The organism is Salipiger sp. (assembly GCF_059781815.1).
The window spans coordinates 9,612-25,490 of sequence record NZ_JBYNAH010000051.1 but is presented as its reverse complement, the minus strand read 5'-3'; the positions used below and the strand labels follow the sequence as shown (position 1 = coordinate 25,490).

General features: G+C 66.6%; 10 protein-coding genes. 1 reads left to right on the top strand and 9 read right to left on the bottom strand.

Going from position 1 to position 15,879, the window contains the following annotated elements; translation table 11 throughout:
* Positions 1 to 510, bottom strand: a 510-nt coding sequence (locus tag AC6RA4_RS08220) for a phosphopyruvate hydratase family protein (protein ID WP_500159216.1), incomplete at its 3' end; no start/stop codon positions are given.
* 231 nt (positions 511 to 741) lie between these two features.
* On the opposite strand from AC6RA4_RS08220, the gene AC6RA4_RS08215 reads away from it, so the two are divergent.
* Positions 742 to 1,890 (top strand): mechanosensitive ion channel family protein, encoded by a 1,149-nt coding sequence (locus AC6RA4_RS08215; protein WP_500159214.1) that lies wholly within the window; start codon positions 742 to 744, stop codon positions 1,888 to 1,890.
* A 153-nt stretch (positions 1,891 to 2,043) separates the two neighbouring features.
* On the opposite strand, the gene AC6RA4_RS08210 is transcribed toward AC6RA4_RS08215, so the two are convergent.
* The 8 genes from AC6RA4_RS08210 to AC6RA4_RS08175 all read right to left on the bottom strand — a co-directional run bounded on the left by AC6RA4_RS08210 (position 2,044) and on the right by AC6RA4_RS08175 (position 15,872).
* Positions 2,044 to 2,928 carry a DMT family transporter gene (locus AC6RA4_RS08210; RefSeq protein ID WP_500159212.1) on the bottom strand — a complete coding sequence of 295 codons (885 nt, stop codon included), beginning with the start codon at positions 2,926 to 2,928 and terminating at the stop codon, positions 2,044 to 2,046.
* A gap of 6 nt (positions 2,929 to 2,934) precedes the next feature.
* Complete coding sequence (locus AC6RA4_RS08205) at positions 2,935 to 4,569, bottom strand: alpha-D-glucose phosphate-specific phosphoglucomutase (RefSeq protein ID WP_500159210.1); 1,635 nt, start codon at positions 4,567 to 4,569, stop codon at positions 2,935 to 2,937.
* Between the two features lie 12 nt (positions 4,570 to 4,581).
* Positions 4,582 to 6,438 carry a 4-alpha-glucanotransferase gene (malQ, locus tag AC6RA4_RS08200; RefSeq protein WP_500159208.1) on the bottom strand — a complete coding sequence of 619 codons (1,857 nt, stop codon included), beginning with the start codon at positions 6,436 to 6,438 and terminating at the stop codon, positions 4,582 to 4,584.
* Positions 6,435 to 8,492 (bottom strand): glycogen debranching protein GlgX, encoded by a 2,058-nt coding sequence (gene glgX, locus AC6RA4_RS08195; RefSeq protein WP_500159206.1) that lies wholly within the window; start codon positions 8,490 to 8,492, stop codon positions 6,435 to 6,437. Before glgX ends, malQ begins: the two co-directional genes overlap by 4 nt.
* Positions 8,489 to 9,901, bottom strand: a complete 1,413-nt coding sequence (glgA, locus tag AC6RA4_RS08190) for a glycogen synthase GlgA (protein WP_500159204.1) — start codon at positions 9,899 to 9,901, stop codon at positions 8,489 to 8,491. The genes glgX and glgA overlap by 4 nt, the downstream gene beginning before the upstream one ends.
* Complete coding sequence (gene glgC / locus AC6RA4_RS08185; RefSeq protein ID WP_500159202.1) at positions 9,898 to 11,163, bottom strand: glucose-1-phosphate adenylyltransferase; 1,266 nt, start codon at positions 11,161 to 11,163, stop codon at positions 9,898 to 9,900. The genes glgA and glgC overlap by 4 nt, the downstream gene beginning before the upstream one ends.
* A 75-nt stretch (positions 11,164 to 11,238) precedes the next feature.
* The gene (gene glgB, locus AC6RA4_RS08180; protein WP_500159200.1) at positions 11,239 to 13,425 is read right to left on the bottom strand and encodes a 1,4-alpha-glucan branching protein GlgB; all 2,187 of its coding nucleotides are present in this window, start codon (positions 13,423 to 13,425) and stop codon (positions 11,239 to 11,241) included.
* A gap of 62 nt (positions 13,426 to 13,487) precedes the next feature.
* Positions 13,488 to 15,872, bottom strand: coding sequence for a glycogen/starch/alpha-glucan phosphorylase (locus AC6RA4_RS08175; protein WP_500159218.1), 2,385 nt, complete (start codon positions 15,870 to 15,872; stop codon positions 13,488 to 13,490).
* Positions 15,873 to 15,879 lie beyond the last annotated feature (7 nt).

Sequence of the window (15,879 nt, the reverse complement as noted above, 5' to 3'; positions counted from 1 at the left end):
GACCGGCATGATCATGAATTCCTGGATGTCGATCGGGTTGTCGGCGTGCTCGCCGCCATTGATGATGTTCATCATCGGCACCGGCAGGACGCGGGCGGCGGTGCCGCCAACGTAGCGGTAGAGCGGCTGCGCGGTGAACTCGGCCGCGGCCTTGGCGGTGGCGAGGCTGACGCCGAGGATGGCGTTGGCGCCGAGCCGGCCCTTGTTGTCGGTGCCGTCGAGCTCGATCATGGCGCCGTCGATGGCTTCCTGCTCGGTGGCGTCGAAGCCCACCAGCGCCTCGGCGATCTCGCCGTTGACCGCGGCCACGGCGTCGAGCACGCCCTTGCCCATGTAACGGCCCTTGTCGCCGTCGCGGCGCTCATGCGCCTCGTGCACGCCGGTCGAGGCACCCGAGGGCACGGCGGCGCGGCCCAGCGTGCCGTCTTCCAGCATGACGTCGACCTCGACCGTGGGGTTGCCACGGCTGTCGAGGATCTCGCGGGCGTGAATGTCGATGATGGTGCTCATGGGTGCGTCCCTCGCCTCCAATTGGGTTTGAGCGAGCTATAACAGCCGCTGCGCGAAAGTAAACTTGCGCAGCGCTAACAGAATGGTAGCTGGCGCGATATCGCTAACATTCCTCGCGGTGGGCGGCAGTTTTTGCCAAATGCCGCAGCGCAGCTATTGTTTGTGAAAGCGAGGAGGCAACAAGGACCGCAATCGGGCGCGAGAGGAGGCGCGCACCGGCAAGGAGCGCGCATGGAAGACGAACTGGACCAGATCGAGCAGCAGGTAGCAGAGATCACCACCGAGATCGAGGAGGTCATTCCCGTCCTGCCGGACTGGGTTATGCCGGTGGCGGTGGTGGTGGCGTTCTTCGTGCTTGGGGTGCTGGTCTTCCGGCTGGTCTACGCCATCCTCAACCGTACGGTCGCCGGCAAGGACCTGTTCTGGCGCAGCCTCGTGGCGCGCACCCGCCGCCCGCTGCGGCTGGCGCTGGTGGTGGCGGCGCTGTTCATAGGGGTCGCGGTCGCGCCGCTGAGCCCGGAACAGACCGATTTCGGACAGCACGCGCTGCTGATCGCCTTCATGGTGCTGGTGGCCTGGGCGCTGCACACCGCGCTGCATATCTGGACGACGGTGCACCTGCGCAAGTTCACGCTGGATTCCGAAGACAATTATCTTGCCCGCAAGCATGTTACCCAGAGCCGCATCATGGTGCGGCTGGCGGGCTGGGTGATCGTGATCGTGGCGACCTCGGCGATCCTGATGACCTTCGAGGGCGTGCGGCAATGGGGCGTGTCGCTGCTCGCCGCCGGTGGGGCCGCGGGCATCGTGGTGGGTCTCGCGTTTCAGCCGGTGCTGAAGAACCTGATCGCGGGCATCCAGCTCGCGGTGACGCAGCCGATCCGCATCGACGACGCGGTGATCGTCGAGGGCGAGTGGGGCTGGGTCGAGGAGATTACCGGCACCTATGTGGTGATCAAGATCTGGGACTGGCGCCGGCTCGTCGTGCCGCTGAGCTATTTCATCGAGCAGCCGTTCCAGAACTGGACCCGCGACAGCTCCTCGCTGATCGGCGGCGTGCTGCTCTATCTCGACCACTGCGCCGATATCAAACGGCTGCGCGCGAAGACCGAGGAGGTCTGCCGCAACTCGGCGCTCTGGGACGGCAATGTCTGCCACGTGCAGGTCAACGACTTCCGCGAGCGGGTGATGGAGGTGCGGGTGCTGGCCTCGGCCCGCAACGCGCCGCGGACCTACGACCTGCGCTGCGAGATCCGCGAGGAGCTGATCACCTGGATCCAGCGGGACATGCCCGAAGCCCTGCCGCGCACCCGCGAGACGGTGTCGGTGGATGGCGGCAACCGTCCGCTTCCGGCGGGGATCGAGGTACTGGGCGGATAGGGTGTTTGGGGGCGCTGCCCCCGCCGCGGCTGCGCCACGACTCCCCCGAGGTATTTTTGAACCAGAGAAGATGAGGGCGCTGCGCTCCTGTCTTCTTCTGGCCAGAAATATCCCCGCCGGAGGCAGGCCGGGCCTCGCGGCCGGGAGCGGATTTCAGGGACGGAGCACCGCGGCCTGCTGGCGGGCGAGGCGATGCTCGCGCAGGAAGCTGTATAGCCCGGCGGCGAGGATCAGCGCGGCGCCGGCCCAGGTCCAGCCGTCCGGGCGCTCGCCGAAGATCGCCATGCCGAGCCCTGCGGTGAAGACAAGCCGCGTGTAGCGGAAGGGCGCGACCGCCGAAACCGGGGCCATGCGCATCGCCATGGTCACCGCGAGGTAGCCCGCCGCCGTCACCGCCACCGCGCCCGTCATGTAGCCGAAGGTCGGCGCAGCGCCCGAGAGCGGCGCGCCGGTGACCAGCAGCACCGCCAGACCCACCGGCAGGATCGCCGCGAACCCGTAGGCCGAGACCGCCAGCGAGGGGATGCGCGCCGGGATCAGCCGGGTGACGAGGTCACGCGCCGCAAGCCCGGTGACGCCGGCGACGGGGAAGATCTCCCAGCCGGTGAAGGCGGCGCCGCCGGGGCGGATCACCATCAGCATCCCCACGAGCCCGACGCCGATCGCGAGCCAGCGGCGCCAGCCCACCGGCTCGCGCAGGAACAGCGCAGCCCCCAGCGTGACCACCAGCGGCGCGGTCTGCATGATCGCCGCCATCAGCGACAGCGGGATCTTGGACAGGCCCACGATCATCCCCAGCGCGCCGATCATCTCGAAGAGATTGCGCAGCATGACCTTGGGCTCAAAAGCCTCGGACAGGCTCAGCCGCACGCCGCGCAAGGCGGCGAGCACGAAGAACAGCGCGGTGGCCCCGAGGCTCAGCATCACCATGACCTGACCCACCGGGGCGGTCTGCGAGGCAAGCTTGAGGAAAGCGTCGCTGGCAGCCAGCAACGCCATCGAGGCCACCATCAGCGCGATGGCGCGGAGCGTCTCCACCCGGGATCAGGTGATGACGTCGGGCGCGTCGCGCCCTGTGCGGGGCTTGATCTCGGCGATGGTCTCGGCGGCGGCGATGACCTCGGCCAGCGCCTGCTGCGGATCGAGGCCAAAGGCGGCGGGATCGGTCTCGACCTTCTCGAGATAGACGCGCAGCGTGGCACCCTCGGTGCCGGTGCCCGAAAGCCGCAGCACGAGGCGTCCGCCGCCCTCGAACAGAACCCGCAGGCCTTGGCCCTCGGAGCGCGAGCCGTCGACCGGGTCGTCATAGGCGAACTCGTCCGCCGCAGCGACGGTGAGGCTGCCAAAGCGCGAGCCGGGCAGGGTGGCCAGCTGGGAGCGCACGTGATCCATCACGCCGGCCGCCGCGTCGCTGTCGACCGCTTCGTAGTCGTGGCGCGAGTAGTAGTTGCGGCCATACTCGGCCCAGTGCGCCTCCATCAGCTCGGCCACGGTGCATGTCTTAACCGCGAGGATGTTGAGCCAGAACAGCACCGCCCAGAGCCCGTCCTTCTCGCGCACGTGGTCCGAGCCGGTGCCGAAGCTTTCCTCGCCGCAGAGCGTGGCGCGGCCGGCATCGAGCAGGTTGCCGAAGAACTTCCAGCCGGTGGGCGTCTCGTAGCAGTCGATGCCCAGCTTCTCGGCCACGCGGTCGACCGCCTGCGAGGTCGGCATCGAGCGCGCCACGCCCTTGAGCCCGTCCTTGTAGCCCGGCACCAGCGTGGCATTGGCCGCAAGCACCGCGAGGCTGTCGGAGGGCGAGACGTAGCAATGCCGGCCCACCACCATGTTGCGGTCGCCGTCGCCATCGGAGGCGGCGCCGAAATCGGGTCCGGTATCCGACATCATCTCGTCCCAGAGCTGCTTGGCCCAGGTCGGGTTGGGATCCGGGTGGCCCTCGCCGAAATCCGGCAGCGGGATGGCGTTGAACACGGTGCCGGGCGAGGCGCCCAGCGTCTCTTCGAGCAGCCGCGTGGCGTAGGGGCCGGTGACCGCGTGCATCGCGTCAAAGCGCATCCGGAAGCCGGATTTGAAAAGCGCGCGGATGGCGTCGAAGTCGAACAGCTCGGCCATCAGCTCGGCGTAGTCGTCGACGGGGTCGACGATCTCGATCTCCATCTCGCCGAGCGTCACCGTGTCGGTCATGCGCAGGCCGATATCCTGGCTCTCGGCGATGTGGAACTCGGCGATCTCCTTGGTAGCGTCGAAGATCTTGCCGGTGATGCCCTCGGAGGCCGGTCCACCGTTGGCGGCGTTGAACTTGACGCCGAAATCGCCCTTCGGGCCGCCGGGGTTGTGGCTGGCCGACAGGATGATGCCGCCATCGGCGCCGCGCTTGCGGATCAGGTTGGAGGCGGCCGGCGTCGAGAGCAGCGCCCGCTTGCCGACGATGACCTTCTTGGCCCCGCTGGCGGCGGCCATGCGCAGCACCACCTGCGCCGCCTGCGAGTTGAAGTGGCGCCCGTCACCACCCAACACCAGCGTCTTGCCCGCAACGCCGCCAATGCCGTCCCAGATGCTCTGGATGAAGTTCTCGAGGTAATGGTGGGTCTGGAACACCTCGGTCTTCTTGCGCAGGCCGGAGGTGCCCGGTTTCTGGCCTTCGATCGGCTCGGTCGGGATGGTACGAATGCTGGTCATAATTCCTGTCTCCTATCGCCCGGCACGTTTCATGATCCGGGCGGCGTTTGCAAGCACGGGGCTTGCCGCGATCTCGTCGACGCCGGCGGGCAGCCGCTGACGCCAGTTCGGATATTCCCACACCGTTCCCGGCATATTGGGCTGGTTCTCCATCTCGAGCATATCCTCGACCTGTAACGCCACCATGCAAGAGGCGGTTTCGGCCAGCAATGCCGCCATCGCCTCCGGGCTCTCGGGGGCGTGGCCGTTGCGGTAGGGCGCGGTGGCGCCGTCCATGCCCTCGACCTCGCGGCCGCGGAAGCCGAACATGCCCTCGGTATGTTCGGCGGGAATGATGCCCATGTCGCGGCGCAGCGCGATCTCGCGGCCCTGACGCCAGCCTTTCCAGGTGGGCAGGTCGTGCGAGGAGAAACTCGCGATCACGCCCACGTCGTAGTCCTGCGGTGCCTTGTACCAGGGCGGGTCGCCGCTGTGCTCGAAGCACATCAGGCGGCAGCCGAGGATGCCGCTGTCCTTCAGCGCGTGCTGCAGCCCGTCGGGGATCACGCCCAGATCCTCGCCCACGATGATGGCGCCGGCGCGCGCCGCCTCCATCCGGGCCACCGCCAGCATGGCCTCGCGCGGCATGCTCACATAGGCCCCCGGCAGGTCGCCATCGGGCACCCAGTAGGCGCGCTCGAAGCCGAGGATGTGGTCGATGCGCAAGGCGCCCGAGAAGCGCAACTGCTGACGCAGCGTGGCGGCCAGCGCCTCGAAGCCGGTGTCGATCAGGTTCACCGGGTTGAACGGCGCAAGGTGCCAGTTCTGGCCCTGCGGCGCGAAGGCGTCGGGCGGTGCGCCGAGGCTGGCGCCGAAGGCAAAGCTCTCGCGGTCCTCCCAGGTTTCGGCGCCATGCGGGTGGGTGCCCACGGCAAGATCGAGATAGAGCCCGAGGTCCATGCCCGCGGCCCGGGCCCGGTGCTGGGTCTCCGAGAGCGCGCCCTCGGACTTGTATTGCAGCCACGCATGAAAGCGCACTCGCTCGGCAAGGTCATGCGCCCCCTGCGCCACGTCCGCGCTGTCGGGGTCGTGATAGGCGGCGGGCCAGCTGTCCCAATAGGCGCCGAATTTCTCCGACAGCGCCTGATGCGTGGCGAACCGGTGCAGCGAGGCGCCCTCGTGCCGGAGGTATTCATCGAAGGCCGCGCCCGGCGGGGCGGCGTGGAATTCTGCCTCGAGCGCAGCGAGCCGGGCCGGGAGCTCTTCGGGCAGGATCACGATCGGGCCGGGCTCGGGGCCCTGTGCGGCCGTGGGCAGGTACAGGGGGGCGACGCGGCGCCGGTGCGAGGGGGTGTAGGGGCTGAAGCCCTCGGGGTTGGTGAGAAAGCCCGCGTGGATCGGGTTGATGCCGAGGAAGGCCGCGCCGGTGGGGCCGAGCGCCTCGGCCAGCCGCGCCAGATCCTCGTAGCTGCCAATCCCGCCCTCGGCCTCGCTACGCAGGCAGGCGAGCGGCGCCATCAGGCCCCAGAGCTTGCGCGGCAGCGGCAGGCGCGCGGGCGCGCAGAGCAGCCAGCAGCGCTCGCCACCACTTTCGAGCAGGTGCCGGCCCAGCGGCAGCTCGGGCAGAGCGCCGCGGCCCTCGGTCTGGCTTCCATCCTCGCGGGTCAGCTGCCACGCGCCCGCGGGCACGAGACCCACCGGTTCGCCCGGCTCGCAGACATGCCAGCGCGGCAGCTCGGGCTCGGGCAGGTCTGGCGCGTCCTCGAGCCCCATGGCAGCCAGAAGCGCCGCCTTGCTCTCTTCGCTTGCGACCTGAGTTTCTCCGAACAAGTCACGGAATTCAGGAATGATTCCGGCTTTTCTGGCGCGGTCGTGGATACTCTCACTCATACCGGTTCCTCCACGAGGGCAATCACCGAATTGGCGGCCATCTGGATGCTGTCGCCGACCCGCTCTGCGCCGAGTTCGGGGCTCGCGGTGTCGATATGGCGCACCCAGCAGAAGCCTTCGGGCAGCTTGGGCAGCGTAAGCGCGGTGGCGTCGCCGGAATTGAAGGCGAGATAGATCGCCTCCTCACGCTGCGCATATTTCGGGGTGCCGCTGGCCATGCGGAACTCGGCGCAAAGCACGTGCATATGGCCATTGGTCCAGTCGGCGCGGCTCATCTCTTCGCCATCCGGGCGCCACCAGAACAGGTCGGTGACGCCGTCCACCTTGCGCGGGATCGAATGCAGGAAGCGCTTCTGGCGCAGGATCGGGTGGGCCTTGCGGAAGCTGATGAGCCACCGGGTGAAGGCGAGAAACTCCGCATCGGCGCTCTCCCAGTCGATCCAGGTGGTCTCGTTGTCCTGCGCATAGGCGTTGTTGTTGCCGTTCTGCGAGTTGCCGAGCTCGTCGCCGGCCAGGATCATCGGCGTGCCCTGGCTGAGCAGCAGCGTCGCCATCATGTTGCGACGCCGCTGCGCACGCTTCTCATTGATTTCGGCGTCATCGGTGGCGCCCTCGACGCCGAAATTGTCCGAGTAGTTCTCGCCGTGGCCATCGCGGTTGTTCTCGCCATTGGCCTCGTTGTGGCGTTCGGTGTAGCTGACCACGTCCATCAGGGTGAAGCCGTCATGGGCGGTGAGCAGGTTGACCGAGGAGGTCGCGTGACGTCCCGAATGGTCGAAGAGGCCCGCCGAGCCGGTGATGCGGTCGGCCATCACCGGCACGTGCCCGAGATCTCCGCGCCAGAACCGCCGCACGCCGTCGCGGTACTGGTCGTTCCACTCGGCGAAGGGCGGCGGGTAGCTGCCAAGCTGATAGCCGCCTGGGCCAATGTCCCACGGCTCTGCGATCAGTTTTTTTGTTGCAAGGACAGGGTCTTGCCGCACGGCCTTGAAGAATGCGCCGTTGGGGTCGAAGCCGGTGGCGGTGCGCCCGAGCGTCGAGCAGAGATCGAAGCGGAAGCCGTCGACCCCCATGGTGGTCGACCAGTAGCGCAGCGAGTCGAGCACCATGCGCAGCACCATCGGGTGCTCGATATTCACCGTGTTCCCGGTGCCGGTGTCGTTGATATAAAAGCGTTTATCGTCGTGCAGGCGATAGTAGGACCGGTTGTCGAGCCCGCGGAAGGCGAAGGTCGGACCGTTCTCGTCGCCCTCGCAGGTGTGGTTGTAGACCACGTCGAGGATCACTTCGATGCCCACCGAGTGCAGGCGCGCCACCATGTACTGGAACTCCCAGAGATGGCCGTGGCTGAGATAGCGCGGCTCCGGGGCGAAGAAGCCCAAAGTCTGGTAACCCCAGTAGTTTACAAGGCCCTGCTTCACCAGGAAACGATCATTGATGAAGGCCTGCACGGGCAGAAGCTCGACCGCGGTGATGCCAAGCTTGATCAGGTGTTCGAGCACCGGATCCGAGGCGAGCGAGAGAAAGTGACCGGGGTGGTCGGCGCCGGGAAACTGCTTTGTGAGACCCTTCACATGGGCCTCGTAGATGATGCTTTCCTCGAGCGGCGTGTTGGGCGCCTTGTGCTGGCCCCAGTCGAATGTCGTGTCCTCGACCACGCATTTCGGCATGTAGCGGGCGCTGTCGTGCGGATCGGGCGCTTCGGCGCCGCCGTAGAGTGAGGCGTGCCAGGTCGGGTGCCCGGTGAGCCGACGCGCGTAGGGGTCGATGAGCAGCTTGGCGGGGTTGAAGCGATGGCCCTGACGCGGCGCAAACGGCCCCTCGACGCGGTAGCCATAGAGCTGGCCGGGCGTCAGCCCCGGCACGCGGCCATACCAGATGTCGCCATCCCGCTCGGGCATGGAGAGCCGGGCCGTCTCGGCGCCGTGCTCGTCGAAGAGGCAGAGGTGGACGGCTTCGGCATGTTCCGAGAACACGGCGAAATTCACCCCGTCACCGTCGAAACTTGCTCCGAGCGGCGCGGCGCGTCCGGCCAGCATTTCCGGTCCGCTCATGCGGTCTTGACCATCTCGGCATAAAGCGCCGCGTAGGCGTTGGCGGATTGGTCCCAGCCCACTGGGGCGGCCATGGCGTTCTTCATCATCTTCGTCCAGGTATCACGATCCTGGTAAAGATTGACCAGTTTCATCAGGGCTTGCGCAAGGGCCTGCGCGGTCACCGGGTGGAACTGAAGCCCGGTTGCCGCACCGGCTGCCAATCCCGCAGGCGATGCGTTGATCACCGTGTCTGCCAAACCGCCGGTGAGGCCCACAACCGGCAGGGTGCCGTGGCGCAGGCCATAGAGCTGGGTCAGGCCGCAGGGCTCGAATCGCGAGGGCACGAGGATGGCGTCGCCGCCGGCGATCATCCGGCGCGCCAGCGCCTCGTCATAGCCGATGGTGGTGGCGACGCCGGGATGGGCATCGGCATAGCCGAGGAAGGCGCGCTCGAGGTCGCGGTTGCCGCTGCCCAGAAGCACGAACTGGCCGCCGCGGTCGAGCAGCGCGGGCAGGGCCTGAAGCAGGATGTCGAGACCCTTCTGCTCGGTGAGGCGCGACACCAGCACGCAGACCGGGCCGGGCCAGTCCGGCAGGCCGAACTCCTCGCGCAGCGCGGCGCGGTGTTTCGCCTTGCCGGCCGGGGATTTGTAGGGCGGCTTCCAGAGCTCCTCGTCAATGCCGTTGAGAATGCCCGAGAGATCCTCCTGCCGCTCGCGGAGCAGACCGTCGAGCCCCATGCCGAACTCGGAGGTCATCAGCTCGGAGGCGTAGGTGGGCGAGACCGTCGAGAGTTTATCCGCGTAGACAAGACCAGCCTTCAAGGCGCTGATATTGTTCCAGTATTCGTACCCTCGTTCATTGAACTCGGAACGCGGCAGCCCGAGCCGCGAGATCATCGAGGCCGGTGACAACCCCTGAAAGGCGATGTTGTGGATGGTCATCAGGCTTGCGACACGGTCGCCGGCGCCAAGTTCGCGCAGGTAGAGCGGCGCGTAGCCGGCCTGCCAGTCGTGGCAATGCATGATCTCGGGGAACCAGCCCTCGACCCCTTCGGCGCAGAGCATGGCGGCGGCCACCGAGAGCGCGGCGAAGCGCTCGGCATTGTCGGGGTAATCGCGGCCGTGGCTGTCCACATAGGGGCCGCCGTCGCGGTCGTAGAGATGCGGCGCATCGAGCGCGTAGAGCACCTGATCGCCAAGCTTGCCGCGGTAGACCCGAGCGAAGCCGCCGAACAGGTCGTCCCATTCGGCCACCTTGCGGCGGCGGCCGACCTCGGCCATCACCTTGGGATAGCCGGGCAGCAGGGTGCGCATCTCGACCCCCTTGGCGGCCAGCGCGCCGGGCAGCGCGCCCGCCACGTCCGCGAGCCCTCCAGTCTTGATGAGCGGCACGCATTCCGACGTGACGGACAGGACCTTGGTCATTTCTCGGCTTCCCTCCGATCCAGCATGCGCTGGGTGATGAGCGTCACGCCACCGGGGGTGACGCGGAACCACTTGGCGTCTTCCTCGGGGTCCTCGCCGACGACGAGCCCCTCGGGGATATGTACACCGCGGTTTATGACAACATTTGTAAGCCGCGCGTGACGCGACACGTTGACGTAGGGAAGCGCCACCACGCCCTGCAGCGAGGCGTAGGAATTGGTGTGGCACATGGTGTAGAGCAGCGAGTTGCGGATCTCGGAGCCCGAGATGATGCAGCCGCCGGAGATCATCGAGCTGATCGCCGAGCCGCGCCGGTCTTCCTCGTCATGGATGAACTTGGCCGGCGGGACGAGCTCGGAATAGGTCCAGATCGGCCAGTCGCGATCCCAGAGGTCGAGATCGGGCGAGAAATCCGTCAGGTCGATATTGGCCTTCCAGAACGCGTCCACGGTGCCCACGTCGCGCCAGTAGGCCGGCGCATCGGGCCGCGAGCGCACGCAGCTGTCCTCGAAGCGGTGGGCCTGTGCGGTGCCCTTCGCGACGATCTCGGGGATCATGTCATTGCCGAAATCGTGGCTCGAGGCGTCGTTGGCCATGTCCTCCATCAGCCGCTCGCGCAAGTAATGCCAGTTGAAGACGTAGATCCCCATCGACACGAGGGTTTTCTCGGGATCGTCGGGCAGGCCCGGCGGGTCGGCGGGCTTCTCGAGGAAGGAGGTGATGCGGTCCCGGCTGTCGACGGCCATGCAGCCAAAGGCGCTGGCCTCGCCACGCTCGACGGTGAGGCAGCCCACGGTGACCTCGGCACTGGTCTCCACATGCTGCCGGATCATCGCCTCGTAATCCATCTTGTAGATGTGGTCGCCGGCGAGGATGACGATGTAGTCGATATCGTAGCTGTCGATGATGTCGATGTTCTGCGCCACCGCATCGACGGTGCCGCGATACCACATGCCTTCCGAGACGCGCTGCGAGGCGGGCAGGATGTCGAGGAACTCGTTGCGCTCGGCGCGGAAGAAGTTCCAGCCGCGCTGGCAGTGGCGGATCAGGCTGTGGGCCTTGTACTGCGTCGCCAGCGCGATCTTGCGGATGCCAGAGTTCAGCGCGTTCGACAGAGCGAAGTCGATGATCCGGGCCTTGCCGCCGAAATACACCGCCGGTTTCACCCGGCTGTTGGTCAGCTCGTGCAGCCGCGATCCACGACCTCCCGCCAGAACGAAGGCCATGCTTCGCCCCGACAGCCTCTGGTTGGTCCAAGGCATGTCAAATCCCTCCTACATTGTTCGGCCGCCGCTCCCCCGTGGTTTGGCGACCGCTTGAAATGCCCCGTCAGCTACTCAGGTGTCGCGCACCAGGTAAATGGTCGAGAGCGGCGGCAGCATCACGTCGGCATGCGCCGGTTGGCCGTGATACTCGCCGTCATGGGCCTCGACAGATCCGTAATTGCCCCGATTGCCGCCGCCGTAGATCTCGGCGTCGGAGTTGAGCGCCTCGCGCCAGGTGCCGGCGGACGGCATCCCCATGCGGTACGCACCGTGCTCCTGCGGCGTGAAGTTGCAGATCACCACGACCTCCGGGTCGTCTGGCCCGCCGCGCCGCACCCACGAGAACACCGAGTTCTGCGAGTCGCCGCCGACGATCCACTGGAAGCCCTCGGCGAAGCAGTCCTTCGCGTGCAGGGCCGGCGTGTCGCGGTAAAGGTGGTTGAGATCGCGCACCAGGTGCTGGATGCCCGCGTGCTGCGGATTGGCAAGGCAATCCCAGTCGACCTGCGCGTCGTGGTTCCACTCGGAGCGCTGCGCCAGCTCCTGTCCCATGAACAAGAGCTTCTTGCCGGGGTGGCCCCACATGAAGCCGTAATAGCTGCGCAGGTTGGCGAATTTCTCCCACTCGTTGCCCGGCATCTTGCCGAACATCGAGCCCTTGCCATGCACCACCTCGTCGTGGCTGATCGGCAGGATGAAGTTCTCCGAGAAGGCGTAGACCAGCCCGAAGGTCATCTGGTGATGATGGTACGAGCGGTGGATCGGGTCTTTCTTGATGTATTCGAGGGTGTCGTTCATCCACCCCATGTTCCACTTGAAGCCGAAGCCGAGCCCGCCCTGATCCACGGGCTGCGACACGCCGGGATAGGCGGTGCTTTCCTCGGCCACGGTCATGATGCCCGGGTTCTCGCCATAGGCGGCGATGTTCATCCGCTGCAGCACCGCGATGGCCTCGTAATTCTCGCGCCCGCCATCCTTGTTGGGGACCCATTCGCCGGGGCTGCGCGAGTAGTCACGGTAGAGCATCGAGGCCACCGCATCGACGCGCAGGCCGTCGGCGTGGAACTCCTCGAGCCAGTAGAGCGCGTTGGCGGTGAGGAAGTTCGAGACCTCGGCCCGGCCGTAATTGTAGATCAGCGTGTTCCAGTCCTTGTGGAAGCCCTCACGCGGGTCGGCGTGCTCGTAGAGCGCGGTGCCGTCGAACTGGCCAAGCCCGTGCGGGTCGGACGGGAAGTGGCCCGGCACCCAGTCGAGGATGACCCCGATGCCTGCGCGGTGGGCGGCGTTCATCAGGTCGCGGAACTCGTTGGGCAGGCCGCAGCGGATGGTGGGGGCGAACATGCCGATGGGCTGGTAGCCCCAGGAGCCGTCGAACGGGTACTCGCTGATTGGCATCAGCTCGATATGGGTGAAGCCCATCTCCTTGACATAGGCGATCAGCTCGTCCGAGGCCTCGATATAGGAGATCGGGCGGCCCCAGTCCTTGCGGCGCCACGAGGGCAGGTGGACCTCGTAGACCGAGATCGGCGCGGCGCGGTTCTGCATCGCCTCGCGCTTGGTCATCCAGTCGCCGTCGGACCAGCCGTATTCGCGGATGTCACGCACGATCGAGGCGTTGGCGGGCGGGTGCTCCGAGCCGAAGCCCACCGGATCGGCCTTGCGCGGCTGGATATTGCCGTCGGGGCCGACGATCTCGTAGCGGTAGAAGGCGCCGTCGCCCACGTTGGGGATGAAGATCTCCCACACGCCGGTGGCGCCGCGGCGGCGCATGGTGTGGCGCAGACCGTCCCACCAGTTGAAATCGCCAACCACCGAGACGCGCCGGGCATTGGGGGCCCAGACGGCGAAATGGGTGCCCTGACAGCCCTCGTGCTCCATGACATGCGCACCGAGCGCTTCCCACATGCGCAGGTGGCTGCCTTCGCCGAGCAGGTACTCGTCCATCTCGCCGAGGACGGGGCCGAAACGATAGGCGTCTTCGAAATCCCACTCGGCGTCGTTGGCGGCGCCGCGCAGGTGGTAGGGCGCATCGCCCGGAACCTTGCCGCGGAAGATGCCCGGGGCATCCGCGAGCGGCTCGAGCGGGTACGTGTCCTTGCCGATCACGGCCCACATCTGGTGGGCGCCGGGATCGAAGGCGGTGACGTAGCGGTCACCGCCCTCTGTCCTGTGGGCCCCGAGCAGGGCGAAGGGATCGTCATGCTGACCTTGGGTCAGGCGATGAAATTCCGAGACGGGAGTGTGATTTGCATCGGTCATGTCTCGAACTTTAGTACGAAAGACGCGAGCTGCAATGACTCGCGTCAACTCTTATGGCGGGATCAGTCCAGCAAAGACTTGGCGTCCCAGATGTCTTTCATGTAGCCGCGGATCGTCCGGTCGGACGAGAACCAGCCCGAGCGCGCGGTGTTGTAGGCGGCCATCCGGGCCCAGCCCTGCTGGTCCTTGAAGGCGGCATCCACCTCGCGCTGTGCGCGCCAGTAATCGCTGAAATCGGAGCACACGAGGAAATAATCCGCGCCCTCGAGATTGCTGGTGATGTTGTGATACCGCTCCGGCTCGGAGGGCGAGAAGCGGCCCTCGCGGATCGCGTCGAGCGCGCGGGCGAGGCGCGGATCGGCGGCGATGGCCTTTTGCGCGTGGCTCTCGACCATGCGGCGCTCCATCACTTCCTCGGCGGTCATGCCGAAGAGGAAGAAGTTCTCGGCCCCCACGTGATCGCGGATCTCGACATTGGCACCGTCGAGCGTGCCCACGGTGGGCGCGCCGTTGAGTGCGAACTTCATGTTGCCGGTGCCGGATGCTTCCTTGCCCGCGGTCGAGATCTGCTCGGACAGGTCCGCCGCTGGTACCAGCCGCTCGGCCAGCGTCACGTTGTAGTTCGGCAGGAAGGCGATCTTGAGATACTTGTTGGTCACCGGATCGGCGTTGATCACCGCCGCCGCGTCGTTGATCAGGCGGATGATGTCCTTGGCGAAGAAATAGCCCGGTGCGGCCTTGCCGGCGAAGAGCTTGAGGCGCGGCGTCCAGTCGGCATCGGGGTTGTCGCGGATCTCGAGCCAGTGGGCGATGGTCTCGAGGATGTTGAGGTGCTGGCGCTTGTACTCGTGCAGGCGCTTGATCTGCACGTCGAAGATCATGTCGGGATCGACATGGAAGCCATGCGTCTGGCCCATCCAGTTCGACAGCTCGACCTTGTTGTCGCGCTTGACCTTGCCGTAGCGGTCGAGCCAGCCGGCATCCTCGATGAAGGGCTCGAGCTTCTCGAGCTGCTCGAGGTCGTCGACCCACTTTTCGCCGATCGACTCGGTGATCAGACCGGCGAGGCGCGGGTTGCAGGCCAGGAGCCAGCGCCGCGGCGTGACGCCGTTGGTCTCGTTGACGATGCGGTCGGGATGCAGGTTGTGCAGCTCTTCGAAGACGGTGCTCTTCATCAGCTCGGTGTGCAGCGCCGAGACGCCGTTGACCTTGTGCGCCATGACGAAGGAGAGCTGGCCCATCTTGACCTGATGGTCGGCGCGCATCGACTGGGTGCGCGAGGGGTTGCGGTTCGCGTGCTCGTTGTCGATCTGGTCGATGATCTGGATGTGACGCGGCAGCAGGCGGCCGAACAGCGCCTCGCCCCAGCTTTCCAGCGCCTCGGGCAGCAGCGTGTGGTTGGTGTAGCTGAGCGTGTTGCGGGCGATGTCCATCGACTCGTCGAAGGGAATGCCGCGCTCGTCATGCAGGATGCGGATCAGCTCGGGCCCGGCGATGGCCGGGTGGGTGTCGTTGAGCTGGATCGCCACCTTCGAGGGCAGCTTGCGCAGGTCGCCGAACTGGTTGTTGAAGCGGCGCAGGATGTCGCGCAGGGCGGCGCCGGTCAGGAAATATTCCTGCTTGAGGCGCAGCTCCTTGCCCTGCTCGGTGGTGTCGTCGGGGTAGAGCACGCGGGAGATGGTGCGCGCCAGCGCCTCGGGGGCGGCAGCGGCGGCATAGTCGCCGTGGTTGAAGGCGGCAAGGTCGAACGGGTGGATGGCGCGGCCCGACCACAGGCGCAGGGTGTTGGCCCAGCGGCCTTTCCAGCCGACGACCGGCGTGTCGAAGGCCTCGGCCTCGACTTCCTCGGCCGGGTGCCAGCGCACGGTCTCGCCGTGATTGGTCACGTGGCCGCCAAAGCCGATGCGGTAGCGGACCTCGGGGCGTTCGAACTCCCAAGCGTGGCGCTGGCCGAGCCAGAGCTCGGGCTGCTCGACCTGGCGGCCGCCGACAAAGCTCTGCCGGAACAGGCCGTGCTCGTAGCGGATGCCGTAGCCATGCGCCGGGCAGCCGATGGTCGACAGGCTTTCGAGGAAGCAGGCGGCAAGCCGGCCGAGGCCGCCATTGCCCAGCGCCGCATCCGGCTCATCCGCCAGTACTTCGTTGTAATCCTTGGAGAACTCGGCCAGCGCGGACTTCGCCTCTTCGACCAGTTCGAGGTTCACGATACCATCCTCGAGAAGGCGCCCGATGAGGAATTCCATCGACAGGTAATAGACCCGCTTCGCGCCGGCCTCGTAGGTCCGGTGGGTGGCCTTGAACCAGGCATCGACGATGCGGTCGCGCACTGCAAGGCTCAGCGCCATGCGCCAATCTTCGAGAATGGCGTGCTCGGGATCCTTGCCAAAGGAATAGGTCAGATGGCGCAGGATGGAGTCGCGCAGGGAGGGCGTGGAGAGTTGCAGCATGGGCTTT

What these genes read in the sequence shown, in the direction of transcription:
- AC6RA4_RS08215 (WP_500159214.1), top strand. Translation starts at nt 742, where the DNA reads ATGGAAGACGAACTGGACCAGATCGAGCAGCAGGTAGCAGAGATCACC.
- AC6RA4_RS08205 (WP_500159210.1), bottom strand. Translation starts at nt 4,569, where the DNA reads ATGACCAGCATTCGTACCATCCCGACCGAGCCGATCGAAGGCCAGAAA.
- malQ (WP_500159208.1), bottom strand. Translation starts at nt 6,438, where the DNA reads ATGAGTGAGAGTATCCACGACCGCGCCAGAAAAGCCGGAATCATTCCT.
- glgX (WP_500159206.1), bottom strand. Translation starts at nt 8,492, where the DNA reads ATGAGCGGACCGGAAATGCTGGCCGGACGCGCCGCGCCGCTCGGAGCA.
- glgA (WP_500159204.1), bottom strand. Translation starts at nt 9,901, where the DNA reads ATGACCAAGGTCCTGTCCGTCACGTCGGAATGCGTGCCGCTCATCAAG.
- glgC (WP_500159202.1), bottom strand. Translation starts at nt 11,163, where the DNA reads ATGCCTTGGACCAACCAGAGGCTGTCGGGGCGAAGCATGGCCTTCGTT.
- glgB (WP_500159200.1), bottom strand. Translation starts at nt 13,425, where the DNA reads ATGACCGATGCAAATCACACTCCCGTCTCGGAATTTCATCGCCTGACC.
- AC6RA4_RS08175 (WP_500159218.1), bottom strand. Translation starts at nt 15,872, where the DNA reads ATGCTGCAACTCTCCACGCCCTCCCTGCGCGACTCCATCCTGCGCCAT.